At 74.3% G+C, this 18960-nt stretch carries 16 protein-coding genes; 3 read left to right on the top strand and 13 right to left on the bottom strand.

The genetic code is table 11. The features are described from left to right. Positions 1-30: 30 nt before the first annotated feature. From ACGFSH_RS33845 to rimP, 9 genes are all read right to left on the bottom strand, one after another. Positions 31-981 (bottom strand): bifunctional riboflavin kinase/FAD synthetase, encoded by a 951-nt coding sequence (locus tag ACGFSH_RS33845; protein WP_393355363.1) that lies wholly within the window; start codon positions 979-981, stop codon positions 31-33. A gap of 162 nt (positions 982-1143) precedes the next feature. Then, on the bottom strand, positions 1144-5145 hold the full coding sequence (locus ACGFSH_RS33840) for a serine protease (protein ID WP_393355360.1): 4002 nt from the start codon (positions 5143-5145) through the stop codon (positions 1144-1146). 324 nt (positions 5146-5469) lie between these two features. Then, positions 5470-6375 carry a tRNA pseudouridine(55) synthase TruB gene (truB, locus tag ACGFSH_RS33835; protein ID WP_393355358.1) on the bottom strand — a complete coding sequence of 302 codons (906 nt, stop codon included), beginning with the start codon at positions 6373-6375 and terminating at the stop codon, positions 5470-5472. Further along, the gene (gene rbfA, locus ACGFSH_RS33830; RefSeq protein WP_054239652.1) at positions 6375-6824 is read right to left on the bottom strand and encodes a 30S ribosome-binding factor RbfA; all 450 of its coding nucleotides are present in this window, start codon (positions 6822-6824) and stop codon (positions 6375-6377) included. Before rbfA ends, truB begins: the two co-directional genes overlap by 1 nt. Positions 6825-6899: 75 nt before the next feature. After that, positions 6900-7193 carry a DUF503 domain-containing protein gene (locus ACGFSH_RS33825; RefSeq protein ID WP_393355389.1) on the bottom strand — a complete coding sequence of 98 codons (294 nt, stop codon included), beginning with the start codon at positions 7191-7193 and terminating at the stop codon, positions 6900-6902. A gap of 178 nt (positions 7194-7371) precedes the next feature. Next, positions 7372-10479: a translation initiation factor IF-2 gene (infB, locus tag ACGFSH_RS33820; RefSeq protein ID WP_393355356.1), complete on the bottom strand. Its 3108-nt coding sequence runs from the start codon at positions 10477-10479 to the stop codon at positions 7372-7374. A gap of 148 nt (positions 10480-10627) precedes the next feature. Next, entirely contained in the window at positions 10628-10924 is a 297-nt protein-coding gene (locus tag ACGFSH_RS33815; RefSeq protein WP_393355387.1) for a YlxR family protein, read from the bottom strand. Positions 10925-11026: 102 nt separating this feature from the next. Continuing rightward, complete coding sequence (gene nusA, locus ACGFSH_RS33810) at positions 11027-12013, bottom strand: transcription termination factor NusA (RefSeq protein WP_329414193.1); 987 nt, start codon at positions 12011-12013, stop codon at positions 11027-11029. A gap of 2 nt (positions 12014-12015) precedes the next feature. Further along, entirely contained in the window at positions 12016-12528 is a 513-nt protein-coding gene (gene rimP, locus ACGFSH_RS33805) for a ribosome maturation factor RimP (RefSeq protein WP_393355354.1), read from the bottom strand. 225 nt (positions 12529-12753) lie between these two features. On the opposite strand from rimP, the gene ACGFSH_RS33800 reads away from it, so the two are divergent. Genes ACGFSH_RS33800 through ACGFSH_RS33790 form a run of 3 tightly spaced genes read left to right on the top strand, consistent with a single transcriptional unit; the run spans position 12754 to position 14827 of the window. Further along, positions 12754-13368: a hypothetical protein gene (locus ACGFSH_RS33800; protein WP_393355352.1), complete on the top strand. Its 615-nt coding sequence runs from the start codon at positions 12754-12756 to the stop codon at positions 13366-13368. Continuing rightward, on the top strand, positions 13365-13883 hold the full coding sequence (locus tag ACGFSH_RS33795; RefSeq protein WP_393355350.1) for a DUF4439 domain-containing protein: 519 nt from the start codon (positions 13365-13367) through the stop codon (positions 13881-13883). Before ACGFSH_RS33800 ends, ACGFSH_RS33795 begins: the two co-directional genes overlap by 4 nt. A 41-nt stretch (positions 13884-13924) precedes the next feature. Continuing rightward, positions 13925-14827, top strand: a complete 903-nt coding sequence (locus tag ACGFSH_RS33790; RefSeq protein ID WP_393355348.1) for an aminoglycoside phosphotransferase family protein — start codon at positions 13925-13927, stop codon at positions 14825-14827. 314 nt (positions 14828-15141) lie between these two features. On the opposite strand, the gene ACGFSH_RS33785 is transcribed toward ACGFSH_RS33790, so the two are convergent. The 4 genes from ACGFSH_RS33785 to ACGFSH_RS33770 all read right to left on the bottom strand — a co-directional run. Further along, complete coding sequence (locus tag ACGFSH_RS33785) at positions 15142-16845, bottom strand: proline--tRNA ligase (RefSeq protein ID WP_393355346.1); 1704 nt, start codon at positions 16843-16845, stop codon at positions 15142-15144. Positions 16846-16954: 109 nt separating this feature from the next. Then, a complete protein-coding gene (locus tag ACGFSH_RS33780; protein ID WP_393355344.1) occupies positions 16955-17491 on the bottom strand; it encodes a GNAT family N-acetyltransferase in 537 nt (178 codons plus the stop codon). Between the two features lie 20 nt (positions 17492-17511). Continuing rightward, positions 17512-18360, bottom strand: coding sequence for a GNAT family N-acetyltransferase (locus ACGFSH_RS33775; protein ID WP_393355342.1), 849 nt, complete (start codon positions 18358-18360; stop codon positions 17512-17514). Positions 18361-18678: 318 nt separating this feature from the next. Beyond that, the coding region (locus ACGFSH_RS33770) for a flavodoxin-dependent (E)-4-hydroxy-3-methylbut-2-enyl-diphosphate synthase (protein WP_393355340.1) at positions 18679-18960 on the bottom strand (282 nt) is incomplete at its 5' end.

The following is an 18960-nucleotide window of genomic DNA, read 5'->3' as shown; positions in this document are numbered from 1 at the left end:
TCGGCCGTTCACGGTCGGACCGCGAGGCGGCTACGGCTGCTGCGCCGCCACCAGTTCGCGGCAGCGCTGCACGTCCCGCGCCATCTGCTCCAACAGGCCTTCCAGCGAGTCGAACTTGGCCTGGCCGCGCACGAAGGCGAGGAAGTCGACGGCGACGTGCAGTCCGTAGAGGTCGAGGCCCACGCGGTCGATGGCGTACGCCTCCACGGTGCGCTCCGTGCCGTCGAACTGCGGGTTCGTGCCGACGGAGATCGCGGCGGGCATCGCCTCGCCGGCCACGTGCAGCCAGCCCGCGTAGACGCCGTCCGCCGGGATCGCGGTGTGCGGGAGCGTCTCGACGTTCGCTGTGGGGAAGCCGAGTTCGCGGCCCCGCTGGGCCCCGCGCACCACGACGCCCTCGACCCGGTGCGGGCGGCCGAGGATCTCGGCGGCGCCCGCGAGGTCGCCCTCGGCGACCAGTCGCCGGGTCAGCGTCGAGGAGAACGGCTGCCCGCCGCCCGCGTCTCCGCACAGCACCAGGTCGACGACCTCGACGTCGAAGTCGTAGACCTTGCCCTGCTCGGTGAGGAAGTCGACGTCGCCCGCCGCCTTGTGGCCGAAGCGGAAGTTGGGTCCCTCGACGACCGCCTTGGCGTGCAGCTTGTCGACGAGGACCTTCACCACGAAGTCGGCAGGCGAGAGCTTCGAGAACTCCGTCGTGAAGGGCAGGATCAGGATCGCGTCCACGCCCAGTTCCGCCATCAGCTCGGCGCGGCGATGGTGCGGGGCGAGCAGCGGCGGGTGGCTGCCGGGGCGGACGACCTCGCTGGGGTGCGGGTCGAACGTGACGACGACCGCGGGAACGCCCAGCTCACGGGCGCGGTCCACGGCATGCCGGATGATCAGCTGGTGCCCGCGGTGGACCCCGTCGTAGGACCCGATGGTGACGACGCTGCGTCCCCAGTCCTCGGGGATGTCCTCCAAGCCACGCCAGCGCTGCACTGTGACCGCTCCTCGAACCCGTGTCCGTATCCACTGTTGTCTCTTACGCAGGTCTAAGGGTGCCATGCCGGGTGCTCGGGACCCGCATCGGCATGGAGGTGTGACCCGGCACACGGAGTCCGCCGCGGCGCGCCCACGGCCTGTCCGGTGCGTCCGGTGCGCTCACGCGGGCACGCGCCCTCCCGCCAGGCTCTCCAGGGTGCGGCGGGCGCTGGGTCCGACCACCGCCGCCCACTCCCCCGGCTCCCGGGCGAGCCAGTCCACCACCTGGGCGGCGAATCCCGGCACATGACGTCCGAGGTCGACCAGGCCGCGGTCGAAGCGCGTCGCGCCGTCCGGGGTGCGGACGAGGAGCAGACCCGTGCGGTGGACGAGTGCGCGCAGGTCCTCGCCGTCGCGCCCGGCTGACCCGTAGAGGACGGCGGCCAGGACGGCCGGGGCGCGTTCGTGCGTGAGGAGGTGGTCCAGGAGCTCGCGGCGCAGGGGCTCGGACGGCGCGCCGCCGGGAGCGGCCAGCATCCCGGCCAGGGCGGCCCGCGCCTGCTCGGGCTGGTCTGCGTCCAGCAGGGCGCGGACCAGCGGGAGGACGAGGGCGCGCGCGGTCGGGCCGTCGTCGATGCGCCGGCCCACGGACTCGGCCAGACGTCCGGCGCACTCCGGCCGCGGTTCGAGCGTCTCCCGCAGGAACGCGGCGATCCGGGGGGCCAGGGCGGGGGTGGCGGTCTCCACGAGCGCGTTCAGGATGCTCTCCACCCCTGTTTCCGTCTCCGCTCCTGTTTCCGTCTCCGCCCCTGTTTCCGTCTCCGTCTCTGCCTGCGGCAGGCGACGGCCCGTCCGACCCGTGTCCGTCCGCCGGTGGGGCGCCGGGCGGACGGGGGTGTGCAGGCGGGCGCGGAGGGCGTGCAGGACCGGCTCGGGGTGGGTGCTCAGGGCGGTGAGCAGGGCCTCCGGGGGCAGCCGCGGGTCCCGCGCCGCGAACCGCTCCAGGGCGTGCGCGAGGTGGTGGGCGCGCGTCTCGGGGTCCCGGACGAGGACGGCGAGGACGCCGCCGTGCAGGGTGCGGTCGGCCGGGCGGGCGAGCAGGGCGCGGGCGGCGCGGCGCAGCAGCAGGCGGTCCCGTTCCGTGCGCACGTGCGGTGCGACGTGCGGCGCGTGGGTCGCCGCCGCCGCCCGCCGGGCGGGCCGCTCGTCGTGCGCCCATCGGTCGACGGCCCGGCACAGCGCGGACGGTTCGTCCTCGGCGAGCACCGCGAGCAGTTCGTCGGCGCGGGGGTGGGCGCAGTCGGCGAGGGCCTCGGTGAGGTCGTCGGGCGCTCGGTGGCGGTGGGTGTGCAGCAGTGCCTGCGCCGCCGTCGCCACGGTCGCGTGCGGGGTCGCGGGCAGCGGCCGCTCGTCGTCGAACCAGTGCGTGAGGTGCGGCTGTACGGTGCGGGGGTCGGCTGCGAGGAGGCCGGCGACGGCGTCGAGGTAGCGGGGGGCTTCCGCGTCGTGCGGGGCGCCGTCGGCGAGGACCAGGCGGCGCAGCAGGTCGAGCCGGGCGTCGGGCGGGAGGGCGAGCCGCGTCCAGAAGGCGGGGCCGAGGTCGGCGGACCGCAGGGCGTCCGCGGCGCCGGCGCCGATCAGGTCCGCGATCAGGCGCAGGACGGCCGTGTAGGGGGCGGCGTCCGGGACGCGCAGCAGGGTCTCGGTGAGCAGGCGGGCGGCCCACCAGGAGTCCGGGTCGGCTTCCAGGGCGTGGGTCAACTCGCGGAGCCGGGCGGCGAGCCGGTGCGGGCCCTGCTGGCGGGCGAGGAGGAGCAGGGCCTGGACGACGGGGCCGATGCGGTGGTGCGGGACGGGCAGCGGGCGGCCGTCCTCGGGGGTGTCGCAGCGGTGGACCAGGGCGCGCAGTGCCTCGTCCAGGTCGAGGTGGGCGCCCTGGATCCAGTCGGCCAGTTCCTCGTGGGCGAAGCGGTAGCCGTCGCCGGCCGGCACGAGGAGGCCCTCGGCGAGGACGGCGGACGCCCAGCCGGCTGCGCCGCCGAGGCGGGCGGGCGCGGGTCCCCAGGGGAAGACGTCCTCGAACGACGCCCGGTCCAGGCCGCCCTGTCCCGGCCCGAGGCTGCGCCGGGCGGCCTCGTGCACCTGGCCGGAGACCTTGGCCGCGAGGCGTCGTACGGCGTTGCCGCGCAGCCCGTTCGCGGCGGCGAGGCGGACCGCGACGCGCAGGCACATCAGGTCGAGGTGGGCGGACAGGACGTCGTCGCGGTCGACGGGGTCCGGTCCGGGCGGGCCGGGGAGCGCGGCCCGGACCTCGCCGAGCAGGCGCAGGGTGAGCGGGTGCCGGTCGTCGGGGAAGGCGAGCGCGCCCTCGGGAAGGCAGTGGCGGGCGCGGGCCTCGCGCGCCTCCTCGGGCGTGAAGTCGCCCAGCCGGACGCAGGGCGGGAGCGGATCGCCCGGGGGCGCTGATCCGTGCAGCGTCGCGGGCGGGAACAGGGCGCCCGCGTGCTCCCAGTACTCCTTCCGGCACGCCACCACCAGCCGGGCCCCGGTCTCCGCCAGCCATCGTGCCGTGCCCTCGGTCCACTCGGTGAGCCGGTGCGCGAGGACCGGGGGCATCTCCTCAGGGCCGTCGAGGAGGATCAGCAGCGGTCGTCCGACGGCGTGGGCGAGGCGGGCGAGGCGTTCGGGGGTGACGTCGCCGGCCGCGGCCTGGACGCAGGAGCCCGCCGGGGAGAGGGCCGGGGCCGGGGCCGGTCGCGAGGCGGTCACGATGCGGGCGGCCCTGGCCAGGGTGCGGCGGGCCGCGTCGGCGAGCGACGCGTCCTCGTCGCGCAGGTCGGCGCCGCGCAGCCACAGGGTGGGCGCGGGCCGGTCGCCCCTGGCGCGGCGGGCGGCGAGGGCGGCGAGTTCCGTCGTTCGGCCGCTGCCCGGAGCGCCGACCAGGCCGAGGACGGTGGCCGCGCTCGCCGCGAACCGCGCGAACTCCCGGGTGGGGAAGGCGCGTTCGACGGGCTCGGAGGCGGCGGTGCGGGATCCGTTCCCGGCGCGGTCGAGTGAGTGGCGCAGCGCGGCCTGCGGACCGTCCGAGCCGACGGACGTCGCCGTGAGCTCCAGGACGGCCGCCAGGTTGAGGTCCGCGCCGTACGCGGGGACGGTGGCCGCGTTGCGGGCGAGCAGCTCGGCGAGGGGTCCTTCGGGCCGTGCCCGCGCCGCCCTGGCGCCAGCTTGGATCACGGTCGGTCCCGCGCCCCCCGGCGTCCGGGCTCCGTGGGCCGGGGCTCCCGCCCTCGGCGTCGCCGCGCCGTCGGCCGTGATCGCCGCCTCCCCCGGCCTTCCCGCGCCGTCGGAGGAATCCGCCTCCCCCGCCCGCGCGGGCAGCTCCTCCGCCGCCCGGCCGGCCCCCCGAGTCCCCCAGGCCGTTGCCACCGTCGACGCCGCTGCCGTTGTCGCCGTCGGGGCCGTCGGTGACGCCGTGACCGGTTCGTCCCGGTTCTCGTCCCGCCGGTCGCCGTTCGTGCCCGTGCGGGGCCGCAGCGGCACGGCGAAGCAGGCGTCGCGGTCGTCGCGGCGCAGCGCGGTGTTCAGGACGGCGACGACCGCGCCGGTCCGGGCGTCGAGGACCGGCCCGCCCGCCGCGCCGCCGCCCTGCCGCAGCGCGTCCCGGCCGGCGGTGCCGATGGCCAGCTCCAGAACGCCGTCGAGGCGGTGAGGGTGGCCGGGCGCCGGGTACGTCGCGCTCGTCTCGGCCAGGACCCTGGCCTCGCGCCAGCAGCCGGCGGCCAGCCGGACGTATCTGCCGCTCTCCACGCCGTCCCGCACGGTCACCGGCAGGGGGTCCGTGCCGAGGCCCTCGGTGCGCACGAGGGCCAGGCCGAGGCCGGGCAGCGGGATGACCGCGTCTGCGGTGACGGTGCACGTGCGGTCGCCGTCGGCGTGCAGCACGAGCCGGGACAGGCCGTCGACCGCCTCGTGGCCGGTGACCACCGTGCCGTGGTGGTCGGCGACGAACCCGGCGCCGCGCGGCCGGCCGGTGTGGTCGCTGATGCGGACGAGTCCGGGAACGGCGTCCGGGGCGGCGGTACGGGTGACCTCCGGCGCGGTACGGGTGGCGTCCTGCGGAGCGTCCTGGGGCGTGCCGCGCCCGCCGTCGTGCCACGGTGCCCGCGGGCCCCGTCCCGCCATCGTCGTACCTTCCCGCCGCGCCCGCGTGTCCTGCGTCCGACGGTAGGCGGAGATGATCAGCGGGACGGATCGCCGGGCGAAAGCGCCCCCCTGCACTCCCTCGGTTCACTCCGAGCGCCCGTCCGGACGGGTGAATGATCCGGGGCCGTCCGACACACGCTGGAGGTGGGGGAACCGAGGGGGGACCGTGGAGCGGCGGCGCAGCACCACCCCGTGCCCGCCGCTCCACGGGAGGGGACGGGGGCGGGACCGCACCGCCACCCCTGTGGGCACCCGCACGGCGACCGGGACGGCGGCCGCGCGGGTGACCGGGGCGGGAGCGGGTCAGCCGAGGACGGCCAGGCTCTTCGCCTTGCCCTTCTGTTCCTCCACCAGGGCCAGGAAGCGGCCCTCGGGGTCGAAGACGGCCACGGCGCCCGCGTCGGCGTACTCCTCGGGCATCTCCAGGCGTACGCCGTTGAGGAGCAGCCGGGCCCGCTTGACGTCCACGTTCCAGCGGGGGAACGCGGCGGCGGCCGCGTCGGCGATGGGCATCACGCTCAGCTCCTGCTGGAGCTGGTCGAGCGTTCTGGCCGAGTCCAGCTTGTAGGGGCCGACCCGGGTGCGGCGCAGGGCGGTGAGGTGGCCGCCGACGCCGAGTCCGGCGCCCAGGTCGCGGGCGAGGGCCCGGATGTAGGTGCCGGAGGAGCAGACGACGGAGACCACCAGGTCCAGGACGGCGGTGCCGTCCTCGGCGACGGCGTCACGGACGTCGTACACCGAGAAGGACGAGACGGTGACCGGGCGGGCCGGGATCTCGAAGTCCTCGCCGTCACGGGCCCGCTTGTAGGAGCGGACGCCGTTGATCTTGATGGCGCTGACCTTGGACGGCACCTGCATGATGCGGCCGCTCAGCTGGGCGATGCCCGCGTCGATCGCGTCCCGGGTGACCTTCGAGGCGTCCGTGGACCCCGTGATCTCGCCCTCGGCGTCGTCGGTCAGGGTCGTCTGGCCGAGCCGGATCGTGCCCAGGTACTCCTTCTCGGTGAGCGCGAGGTGCCCGAGGAGCTTGGTCGCCTTCTCGATGCCGAGGACGAGGACGCCCGTGGCCATCGGGTCGAGCGTGCCGGCGTGGCCGACGCGGCGGGTGCCCGCGATCCCGCGCATCTTGGCCACGACGTCGTGCGAAGTGAAGCCCGACGGCTTGTCGACGATGACAAGGCCGTCGGGCGGGGTCGGCTTGCGGTTCATCAGGCGGAGTCGTCCGTCTCGTCCTCGTCGCCGGGCTTCTTGTACGGGTCGGCGTCGCCCGCGTAGCCGGCGCCCGCGGACACCTCGCGGACCTTCTCGTCGGCGGCGCGCGCCTTGTCGAGGAGGTCGTCGATGGTGCGGGCGTTGTCCGGCAGGGCGTCGGCGACGAAGGCCAGCGTCGGCGTGAACTTCACGCCCGCGGCCCGGCCGACCTCGGAGCGCAGGACGCCCTTGGCGCTCTCCAGGCCGGCGGCCGCGGCCGCCCGCTCCTCGTCGTCCCCGTACACGGTGTAGAAGACGGTCGCCTCGCGGAGGTCGCCGGTGACCCGGGTGTCCGTGATGGTGACGTGGGAGCCGAGCCGCGGGTCCTTGATCCCGCGCTGCAGCTTCTGGGCCACCACCTGCTGGATGAGGTCCGCCAGCCTCTTGGCGCGCGCGTTGTCGGCCACTGCTCCGTCTCCCGTTCTTTCTTCTGCTTGTGTGCGCTGTCGCGCGTTCTTGCGTTTCGCGTGGTCGGTCGGTCGTCAGTCGTCTTCGCCGTGGAAACGCCGTCTGACGGACAGCAGTTCCACCTCGGGGCGGCCGGCGACCAGCCGTTCGCACCGGTCCAGCACGTCGGTCAGGTGCTCCGCGTCGCCCGAGACCGCGGCGAGGCCGATCCTGGCCCTGCGGTGAAGGTCCTGGTCGTCCACCTCGGCCACGCTCACCGCGAACTTGCGCTGGAGCTCGGCGACGATGGGACGGACGACGGAGCGCTTCTCCTTCAGCGAATGTACGTCGCCGAGGAGGAGGTCGAAGGACAGAGTCCCCACGTACATGTGTATCCGGTTCACCCGCCGGTACGGGATCGATGGCCCTGCCGCCGTGGGACAGGGACATCGAGAACGGTACAGCGTTCCCGGCGGCCGCTCGACGGGGTTTTCCCGCGCGCGTGTGCCGGACGCCGTACCGGCCGGCAGGGAGCGATCCCCGCCGGCCGGTACGTACCTCGGGTGATTACACCCGCGGCTTCTCGCGCATCTCGTACGTCGCGATGACGTCGTCGATCTTGATGTCGTTGAAGTTTCCGAGGTTGATACCGCCCTCGTAGCCTTCGCGGATCTCGGTGACGTCGTCCTTGAAGCGGCGCAGGCCCTCGATGTTGAGGTTCTCCGCGACCACCTTGCCGTCGCGGATGAGGCGCGCCTTGGTGTTGCGCTTGACCTCGCCCGAGCGGATGAGGACACCGGCGATGTTGCCGAGCTTGGACGACTTGAAGACCTCGCGGATCTCCGCCGTGCCCAGCTCGAACTCCTCGTACTCCGGCTTCAGCATGCCCTTCAGGGCCGCCTCGATCTCCTCGATCGCCTGGTAGATGACCGAGTAGTACCGGACGTCCACGCCCTCGCGCTCCGCCATCTGCGCCGCGCGGCCCGCAGCGCGGACGTTGAAGCCGATGACGATGGCGTCCGAGCCCATGGCCAGGTCGATGTCCGACTCCGTGACCGCACCGACGCCGCGGTGCAGGACGCGGATGTCGACCTCTTCGCCGACGTCCAGCTGGAGCAGGGAGGACTCGAGGGCCTCCACCGAACCGGAAGCGTCACCCTTGATGATCAGGTTCAGCTGCTGGACCTCGCCGGCCTTCAGGGCGGCGTCCAGGTTCTCCAGGGAGAACCTGCGCGTGCGCTTGGCGAAGGCGGCGTTGCGCTCGCGGGCGGCGCGCTTCTCGGCGATCTGGCGGGCGGTGCGGTCCTCGTCGACGACGAGGAAGTTGTCGCCCGCACCCGGGACGTTGGTCAGGCCCAGGACCTGGACCGGCGTCGACGGGCCGGCCTCGGCGACGTTGTTGCCGTTGTCGTCGAGCATGGCGCGCACGCGGCCGTAGGCGTCGCCCACGACCATCGTGTCGCCGACCCGCAGGGTGCCTCGCTGGACGAGGACCGTGGCCACGGCGCCGCGGCCGCGGTCGAGACGGGACTCGATCGAGATGCCCTGCGCGTCCTGGCTGGGGTTGGCCCGCAGGTCGAGCGAGGCGTCGGCGGTGAGGATCACGGCCTCCAGCAGGGAGTCGATGTTCAGACCCTGCTTGGCGGAGATGTCGACGAACATCGTGTCGCCGCCGTACTCCTCGGCCACCAGACCGAACTCGGTGAGCTGACCGCGCACCTTGGTCGGGTCGGCGCCCTCGACGTCGATCTTGTTGACCGCGACGACGATCGGGACCTCGGCCGCCTTGGCGTGGTTGAGCGCCTCGACCGTCTGCGGCATGACGCCGTCGTTGGCCGCGACGACCAGGATCGCGATGTCCGTCGACCGGGCACCACGGGCACGCATGGCGGTGAACGCCTCGTGACCCGGGGTGTCGATGAAGGTGATCGCGCGGTCCTCTTCGTTGACCTGGGTCGAGACCTGGTAGGCACCGATGTGCTGGGTGATGCCGCCGGCCTCGCCCGCGATGACGTTCGTCTTGCGGATGGCGTCGAGCAGTCGGGTCTTTCCGTGGTCGACGTGACCCATGACGGTGACGACCGGCGGACGGACCACCAGGTCCTCGTCGTCGCCCTCGTCCTCGCCGAACTCGATGTCGAAGGACTCGAGCAGCTCGCGGTCCTCCTCCTCGGGGCTGACGATCTGAACCGTGTAGTTCATCTCGCCGGCGAGGAGGTGCAGCGTCTCGTCGGAGACGGACTGCGTGGCCGTGACCATCTCGCCGAGGTTCATCATCACCGCGACGAGCGACGCCGGGTTGGCGTTGATCTTCTCGGCGAAGTCGGTGAGGGACGCACCGCGCGACAGGCGAATGGTCTCGCCGTTGCCGCGAGGCAGCATCACGCCGCCGACCGACGGGGCCTGCATGGCCTCGTACTCCTGGCGCCTCTGACGCTTCGACTTGCGACCGCGACGCGCGGGACCGCCGGGACGGCCGAAGGCGCCCTGCGTGCCGCCACGGCCACCGGGACCGCCGGGACGACCGCCGAAGCCGGGACGGCCACCGCCGCCGCCGAAGCCACCGCCGCCGCCGGGACCGCCGGGACGACCGGCGAAACCGCCGCCGCCACCGGGACGGGCGCCGCCGCCGCCGGGACCGCCGGGACGACCGGCGAAGCCGCCGCCGCCACCGGGACGACCGCCGCCGCCGGGACGACCGGCGCCGCCGGGACCGCGGCCGCCGGGGCCGCCGCCGGGACGCGGGCCGGCAGCCGGACGCTGCGGCATCATGCCGGGGTTGGGACGCGGACCGCCGCCGGGACGGGGGCCGCCGGGGCCTGCGCCCTGGGGACGGGGCATCCCGCCCGGGCTCGGACGCGCTCCGCCCGGAGACTGCGGACGGGGACCGCCGCCCTGGCCGCCGGGGGCCTGGGGACGGGGACCGGCGCCGGGAGCACCCGGGCCGCCGGGACGCGGGGCGCCCTGCGGACGGGGCGCCTGCGGACGCGCCATGCCGGCGTTGCCGCCGGACGTGAAGGGGTTGTTGCCCGGACGCGGACCCGAGGGACGGGCACCGCCCGGACGCGGGGCGCCCGCGCCACCGGGGCGCGGCCCCTGAGCGGCGGCCGGACGCTGGCCGCGGTCACCGCGGTCACCGCGCTCGCCACGGTCCTGACCGGGCGCGGGACGGCCGGCGGGGCGCGGCGCGCCGGGGCGCGGGCCCTGCGAGGCCGGCCGCTGGGCGGACGACTGGGCCGGAGCCGCGGGGGCGGCCGGAGCGGCCGGCGGAGCGGTGAACTCCGGGGCGGCCGGGGCCGGACGCGGCGCGGGCTTGGGGCCCGGACGCGGACCGGAGGCCGCCGGCGCGGGAGCCGACGGGGCGGCGGGGGCGGCGGGAGCCGCCGGAGCCGCGGGCGTCTGCGCCGCGGGAGGCTTGGGGGCGGCCGGCCGAGGCGCGGCCGGACCCGGACGGGCCGCCTGCGCCGGAGAGGGCGCGCCGGGCCTGGGGGCTGCCTTGCGGGGCGCGGGCTTGCCGCCGCCCTGGAAGGCGTCAGTCAGTTTGCGGACAACGGGCGCTTCGATGGTCGAAGACGCCGAACGGACGAATTCACCGAGTTCCTGGAGCTTGGCCATGACGACCTTGCTCTCAACCCCGAACTCCTTGGCGAGTTCGTATACCCGGACCTTAGCCACTTCGCTCCTTTTAGGTCCGGGTGTGTCCGGACCGTCGCTACTTCATGGGCGTACTCATCGCGTGCTCATCGAGTGCTCATCGCAATCTCGACCTACTTCCAACTCGCGGGGTACCGGAGCCGCACGGGGGTTTCCGTGAGACGCCTTCTTACGGTGTCGCCTGTTCGGCGACGTTCGTCTGCTCGACGTACTGGCGCAACGCGTTCGTGTCGAGCGATCCCGGGGCTCGCAACGCCCTCGTGAACGCCCGGCGGCGCACCGCCTGGTCGAGACAGACCGGGGCGGGATGCAGATACGCACCCCGGCCGGGCAGCGTACCGCGAGGATCGGGGACGCATGCGTCCTTGATCGCCACGATGCGCAGCAGCTCCGTCTTGGCCGCCCGCTTCCGGCACCCCACACAGGTGCGTTCAGGGCATGCTCCGGCGTGCGTCCGGCCAGACACAGTCAAGTCTACCTCCCCGCGCCGACCTCACCCCAATGGGGCAGGAATCGAACACGTGCCGTGACGAACTCTGACGTGATCTCAGCCACCACAGGCCGAGATCTATTCCTCCGGCTGTTCGGTGTCCGGACGGATGTCGATGCGCCAGCCGGTCAGGCGGGCGGCCAGCCGGGCGTTCTGCCCTTCCTTGCCGATCGCCAGGGACAGCTGGTAGTCCGGCACGGTCACGCGCGCGGAGCGGGCCGCGAGGTCGACGACCTCGACCTTCGAGACCCGGGCCGGGGAGAGCGCGTTGGCCACCATCTCGGCCGGGTCGTCGGACCAGTCGACGATGTCGATCTTCTCACCGTTCAGCTCGCCCATCACGTTGCGCACCCGGCCGCCCATGGGGCCGATGCAGGCGCCCTTGGCGTTCAGGCCCGAACGGGTGGACCTGACGGCGATCTTCGTGCGGTGACCGGCCTCGCGGGCGATCGCGGAGATCTCGACCGATCCGTCGGCGATCTCCGGCACCTCCAGGGCGAAGAGCTTCTTCACCAGGTTGGGGTGCGTGCGCGAGAGGGTCACGGACGGGCCGCGCACGCCCTTCGCCACCCGGACGACGTACGACCGCAGGCGCAGGCCGTGCGTGTACGTCTCGCCGGGGACCTGCTCCTGCACCGGCAGGATGGCCTCCAGCTTGCCGATGTCGACGAGCACGTTCTTCGGGTCGCGGCCCTGCTGGACCACGCCGGTGACGATGTCGCCCTCACGGCCGGCGTACTCGCCGAGCGTCGCGTCGTCCTCGGCGTCGCGCAGGCGCTGCAGGATGACCTGCTTGGCCGTGGTGGCGGCGATACGGCCGAAGTCCGACGGGGTGTCGTCGAACGTGCGGGGCTCCTGCCCCTCGTCGAGGTCCTCGGGGTCCTCCTTCGCCCACACGGTCACGTGCCCGCTCTGCCGGTCGAGCTCCACGCGTGCGTGGCGGCGGCTTCCCTCGGTGCGGTGGTAGGCGATGAGGAGGGCCGACTCGATCGCCTCGACCAGCAGGTCGAAGGAGATCTCCTTCTCCCGTACCAAGCCCCGCAGGGCGCTCATGTCGATGTCCACGGCTACGCCTCCTCTTCCTTCTCGTTCTCGTCGTGCTTGTCCTTGCGGCTGAACTCGACCTGCACGCGCGCGGCGTCGACGTCGCCGAAGGCGACCCTGCGGGCGGTGGCCTTGCGGCCCTTCACGCCCGGCACCTCGACGTCGAGTCCGTCGTCGTCCACCCGGAGGATCCGGGCGACCAGCTCGCCGCCGTCGGCCAGCCGGAACCGCGCCAGCCGGCCGGTGGCGCGCACGTAGTGCCGGTGTTCGGTGAGGGCGCGCTCCGCGCCCGGGGTGCCGACCTCGAGGGTGTACTCGCCCTCACCCATCGCGTCCGTCTCGTCGAGCTTCGCCGAGAGCGCGCGGCTCACATCGGCGATCTGGTCCAGGTCCGCCCCGGTGTCGGAGTCGACGACCACGCTCAGCACCCGCTTGCGCCCTACGGAGTCCACGGTGATCTCTTCGAGATCCAGTCCCTGGGAGGCGACGAGCGGTTCCAGGAGCTCTCGCAGCCTCTCGCTGTGGGTGGTGCTCATCCGGGTGACTCCTCGGCCGCGTGTGCTGTTGTGGGACGGTGCGCGTGTCTGGTCAAAGGGTATCCGGTCGCAGGGTGTGTTGCCGTCCACCTGTGCACGGAGGGTGGCGGACGCTCGCGCGCGCGGTGCCGCTGAGTGGTGCGGAAGCGGCGCGCGGGTACGGTGATCACGGGCCTGCCGCCCTTCGTGGTGTTTCTTTCGTACGAGTTCCCGAGGACGTCCGCCGTGCCGCTCCCCCTCCCCCCGCGCGCCCCGTCGGGACCGCGCAGAAGATCCCTGCTCGCGTCCGCCGCGGGAGCGGCGCTGCTCGCCGGCTGCTCGTCGGGCGCCGACGGCGGACGGGAAGGCGGCGCGGACGCGAGCGGCAGCCCCGGGGTCACCGAGCGGGCACGCGCGCGTGCGGCCGTGGACAGCGACGCCCTGGTGGCGCGGTACGACGCCGTCCTCGCCGTCCATCCGGGGCTGGTGGGGCTGCTGGGGCCGCTGCGGGCGGAGGTGGTCCGGCACGTGGAGGCGTTCGGCGGCGTCCGGCGTCCGTCCCCGTCGCCGTCCGCCCCCGCGACCGGGGCGCCGTCCGCCTCCGCCACCGGTCCGGCGGCAGGCGCGCCCACGGCTTCCGCCACTGGTCCGGCGGCGGCCCCGCCGCCCTCGCCCGTGCCGTCCCCCGTCCCGGTGCTCGAGAAGGACGCGCTGGCGCAGCTGGCCGGGGCCGAGCGGGCGCTGGCCGACCGCCGGGCCGCGGAACTGGGGGAACTCCCGGGTGAACCGGCCCGGCTGCTGGCTTCCGTGGCGGCGGCCGGAGCGGCCCACGCCTATCTGCTGACGGAGGGGACGCGATGAGCGCGGAGACGAGTGCGGAGCTGACCGCGTTGCAGGCGGCGCTGGCCGCCGAGCATGCCGCCGTGTACGGCTACGGGGTCGTGGGCGGGCGCGTGGGCGAGCCCCGGCGGGCCGAGGCGCGGGCGGGCTACGACACGCACCGGGCGCGACGTGACGCGCTGGCGCGCGAGGTGCGGGCCATGGGCGCCGAACCGGTCGCGGCGAGCGCCGGGTACGCGCTGCCGTTCCCGGTGCAGGACTCCGCCGCGGCCGTGCGGCTCGCCGCCGAGCTGGAGGGACGCGTGGCCGGGGTGTACTCGGACCTGGTGCGGGCGACCGGCGCCGCACGGCGCCGGGAGGCGGCGGCCGCGCTGCGGGAGGCGGCGGTGCGGGCGGCGCGCTGGCGCGGCGGCAGCGTAGCCTTCCCTGGTCTCGCGGAGCGGGACGGCACGGATCCGGCCACGCACCCGGCGCCCGCCACGACGGCGGCGCCCGCCGCGCCCCCTGCGGCGGCGACGGCGGCGACGCCGGGGTGACCGACGGCCGGGCCGCAAGCACGGAAGGGGACGACTCGCGCATGGCTTTCGCACCGCCGCAGCGTCTGGTCAAGGCGCTCGGTGAGACGGCGCCGGACGGGGACGGCTGGCTGGAGAGGCTGCCGGAGACGGTCCGCGAGGCCGTCGCCCTGCGCGAGCTGACCGTCGACCGGGTGCAGGTGCCGGGCGGCAGGTCCAGCCTGGTGGTGCTGGTGCGCCGGGCGGACGGGACGCCGGCCGTGCTGAAGCTGGCCCCGCCGCGTTTCCGCCCGGAGGCCGAGCGGGCCGCACTCGCGCACTGGGACGGCCTGGGCGCCGTGCAGGCGCTGGAGGGGCCGCAGACGGCGGGGGCGCTGCTCCTGGAACGGCTGCACCCCGATGTGTCGGTGCGGTCCCTGCCGGAGGCGAAGGCGTTGCTGGAGGCGGCGGGGACGCTGCGCCGGCTGTGGGTGCCGGCGCCGGCCGGTCAGGTCTTCGAGACGGTCGCCGAGCGGACCGGCCGGCAGGCCGAGGCGATGCGGAGCACCGCCGTCGGGGCGGGGCCGGCCATGGCGGCTCTGGTGGACGAGGCGCTCGCCGCCCGCGAGGAACTGGTGGGGACGGCACCGGAGGTGCGGTTGCTGCACGGCACGTTCCGGCAGAGCAAGGTGCTGGCGGCCGAGCGGTCGCCGTGGCTGGCGGTGGGCCCGGATCCGGTGGTCGGCGAGTGCGCGTTCGACCTGGCGCGGCTGGTGCGCGACCGGGTGGAGGACCTGATCGGCTCCCCCTCGGGAGCGGCGACCACGCGGCGGCGGGTGCGCAAGCTGGCGGAGTCGCTGGAGCTGGACGGCGAGCGGGTGCGCGGCTGGACGCTCTTCCGCGCGGTGGAGTCCGGGATCCGGGCGATGCGGGTCGGCCGGCCCCGGGACGCGGAACTCCTGCTGGAGTTCGCGAGCTGGCTGTGACCGCCGCCCCGGCGTGAGTCCCGCCCCCGGCGCGCAGACCCCGCGACGGACCGGAAGTCCTGGTCGACATGTCGATACACCGGTCGGTACTGCGGTGTCGGAGTGCGCAGGCAGCGGCCGTCCGCGCATGGCGGGAGCGTGAGGCCCGATCGCTCCGTCGCCCAAAGCGAGTTCCGCGCCCCGCGCACAGGACCCGTGGCCGACCGGGCAACCCCGGTAGACATGTCGATACGCCCACCCTGGGCGCGGTCCACGCCTCCGCGGGCCGTCAGGGCCGTGGTGGGCTCTGACGGCCCCGCGGGGCGGCTCGTGCGTCAGGCGGTGAGGCGGGCGATCGCCTCGTCCACCGTGAGCTCCTCGCGCTCGCCGGTCCTGCGGTCCTTCAGCTCCAGGACGCCCTCGGCGGAGCGACGGCCCGCCACCAGGATCTGCGGCACGCCGATCAGCTCGGAGTCGGTGAACTTGACGCCCGGGGAGACGCCGGCCCGGTCGTCGACCAGGACGCGCAGACCGGCCGCGCGCAGCTTCTCGGAGACCTCCAGCGCCAGCTCGGTCTGAAGGGCCTTGCCGGCGGCGACGACGTGCACGTCGGCCGGGGCGACCTCGGCGGGCCAGCACAGGCCCTTGTCGTCGGCGGTCTGCTCGGCGAGGGCGGCGACCGCGCGGGAGACGCCGATGCCGTAGGAGCCCATGGTGACGCGGACCGGCTTGCCGTGCTGTCCGAGGACGTCGAGCTTGAGGGCGTCGGCGTACTTGCGGCCCAGCTGGAAGATGTGGCCGATCTCGATGGCGCGGTCCAGCTTCAGGCCCGTGCCGCACTTCGGGCAGGGGTCGCCCTCCTGGACGACGACGACGTCGACGTAGGCGCCGACCTCGAAGTCGCGGCCCGCGACGACGTTCTTCGCGTGCGTGCCCTCCTTGTTGGCGCCGGTGATCCAGGAGGTGCCGGGCGCCACGCGCGGGTCGGCGATGTAGGTGACCTTGTCGCCGAGGCCCTGCGGGCCGACGTAGCCGCGCACCAGGTCGGGGCGCCCGACGAAGTCCTCGGCGGTGACCAGTTCGACGGCGGCCGGCGCGAAGTGCGCCTCGACCTTGCCGAGGTCGACCTCGCGGTCGCCGGGCACGCCGACGGCCACGATCTCGCCGTCGACCTTCACCAGCAGGTTCTTGAGCGTGGCGGAGGCCGGGACGCCGAGGTGGGCGGCGAGGGTCTCGATGGTCGGGGTGTCCGGGGTGGGGATCTCCTCGAGCGCGGCGACGCCGGCGGCGTCCACCGGCGCGAGCTCGTAGGTGATCGCCTCGGTGTTCGCCGCGAAGTCGCAGTTCGGGCAGTCGGCGAAGGTGTCCTCGCCGGCCTCGGCCGGGGCGAGGAACTCCTCGGACTTCGAGCCGCCCATGGCGCCGGCGGTGGCGGCGCAGATGCGGTAGTCGAGGCCGAGGCGCTCGAAGACCCGCTGGTAGGCCTGGCGGTGCAGGGCGTAGGAGTGGGCGAGGCCCTCGTCCTCGGTGTCGAAGGAGTAGGAGTCCTTCATGAGGAACTCGCGGCCGCGCAGGATGCCGGCCCGCGGGCGGGCCTCGTCACGGTACTTGTTCTGGATCTGATAGAGGATCACCGGCAGGTCCTTGTAGGAGGACGCCTGGTCCTTCACCAGCAGGGTGAAGATCTCCTCGTGGGTCGGGCCGAGCAGGTAGTCGCCGCCCCTGCGGTCCTGGAGGCGGAACAGCTCGGCGCCGTACTCCTCCCAGCGCCCGGTGGCCTCGTACGGCTCCCGGGGCAGGATGGCGGGGAGCAGCACCTCCTGGGCGCCGATCGCGTCCATCTCCTCGCGCACGATGCGCTCGACGTTGGAGAGGACCTTCTTGCCGAGGGGCAGCCAGGACCAGATGCCGGCGGCGGTGCGACGGACGTAGCCGGCACGGACGAGGAGCTTGTGGCTGAGGACCTCGGCGTCCGCCGGGTCGTCGCGCAGCGTCTTCGCCATCAACTGGGACATGCGCTGGACCGGTGCGTTGGCCATGGTTGTCGTACTCCTGCCGATGGGGTACCCCCGCTCGGAACGGGGCCCGGGAGCGGAGGAGGGTGTTGGCTAGGAGGTTAGCCGGGAGCGCGGCATGCCCGGAAATCGGTTATCGCGCTCGCAGCAGCGGAAGGGGGGCGCCCATCACCGCGTAGGGGCGGGGGGCGCTGGGGAAGAGGACGCGCCGGGCCAGGTCCCGGTAGCCGAGGGAGCGGTAGAGGGCCCGGGCGGGGCTCTCGATGTCGATCGCTGAGAGGATCGAGCGGGGCTCGCTCGCGGTGTCGGTGATGGTGGTGATGAGGGCCCGGCCCGCGCCGCGGTTCTGGTGGGCGGGGTGGACGTGGAGTTCGGTGATGACGAAGGAGTCGTCGAGCCAGTGCTCGTGGTGCTGGGCCCGCAGATAGGGCTGGACGACGGTGGACCACCAGTGGGTGCGGTCGTTGGGCATGCCGTAGACGAAGCCGACGAGACGGCCCTCGGACGTCGTCGCTCCGAAGGCGCGCGCGCCCGGGTTCGTCATGTGGCGCAGCACGATCTGGCGTCTGACGGCGACCTCGTCGGGGCCGAGCCCGAAGGCGACGGCCTGGACGTTCAGGGCCTCGTCCACGTGGGCGGGAAGGTCCAGGGGGCCGATGACGAGGTCCATGGCGGGAGCCTACAGGGGCGTCAGAAGAGCACGCTCGTGAAGGCGCCGACCTCCTGGAAGCCGACCCTGCGGTAGGTCCGCCGGGCCGCGGTGTTGAAGTCGTTGACGTAGAGGCTCGCCACGGGGGCCACGTCGGCCAGGGCGTAGCGCAGGACGGCCGCCATGCCGGGGGCGGCGAGGCCCTGTCCGCGGTACTCGGGGGCGACCCAGACGCCCTGGATCTGGCAGGCCTGGGACGTCGCCGCGCCGATCTCGGCCTTGAAGGCGACCTTGCCCCGCTCGTCGAGGCGGGCGAACGAGCGGCCGGAGCCGACGAGTTCGGCGACGCGGGCCTGGTACAGCAGTCCGCCGTCGCCGGCCATCGGGGAGACCCCGACCTCCTCGGTGAACATCGCCACGCACGCGGGCATGATCGTGTCCATCTCGTCCTTGCGGACGCGGCGGACGTAGGGGTCGGGGGCGATGTCGTCGGGCATGCGGTCGGTGACCATGAGGGGCTGGTGGGCGCGCACCTCGCGGGCGGGGCCCCAGTGGGGTTCGAGGAGGCGCCACAGCTGGGTCGTCGGCTCGGCGGGGCCGACGATGGAGGAGCAGCGGCGGCCGGCGCGGCGGGCCCGGTCGGCGAAGGCCCGCACCGCGCGCGGGCCGGCGCAGATCGGGACGAGGTTGGCGCCCGCGTAGCACAGGGACGTCAGCATGCCGTCCTCGTACCAGCCCCACATCTCGCCGCCGAGGCGCCAAGGGTCGAGGCCCGCGACCTGAACGCGGGACGTCACGAAGGCGTTGGCGACCGGCTCGCGGTCGAGGACGGCGAGCGCGGCGTCCAGGTCGCTCGGTTCGAGGACCCGGGAGGTGGTCTGGGTCAACACGCGCGGGGCCTCACACTCAGGTCTGGCTGATCTCCGCACTGTACCTGCGGAAGCTTTGCGGTGCCGCCCTGCGTTCGGTCCGCGTTCGTTCGCCGTGAAGGCGTGGGGTGGCGTGCCGTCCTCCGGGGGCTGCCCGCCCCCGGGCCCCCGCTTCGGCCCTGAACGGGCCTCCTCCTCAAACGCCGGACGGGCTGGATGTCCTGGCCCGGCGCCAAGTCGTTCCTCCGGGCCATCGACACCCGACGGGCCGGATGCCCCGGCCCGGCACCGACGGGTGCTCGTCGGCCCCGGACAGGCAGACGGCTCGGGTCGCGGGTGTCAGCCCGCGACCGAGACGGACGGTTCGCCCGAGGCGACGCCCGCCTCTTCCATCTGCTCGGCCAGCTTCATGGCCTCTTCGATGAGGGTCTCCACGATCTTCGACTCGGGGACGGTCTTGATGACCTCGCCCTTGACGAAGATCTGGCCCTTGCCGTTGCCGGAGGCGACGCCGAGGTCGGCCTCGCGGGCCTCGCCGGGACCGTTGACGACGCAGCCCATCACCGCGACCCGCAGCGGGACCTCCATACCGGTCAGACCGGCCGTGACCTCTTCCGCCAG

Origin of the sequence: Streptomyces sp. NPDC048481 (genome assembly GCF_043200075.1) — a bacterium.
GTDB lineage: Bacteria > Actinomycetota > Actinomycetes > Streptomycetales > Streptomycetaceae > Streptomyces.
This window is presented reverse-complemented; position numbering and strand designations above follow the sequence as displayed.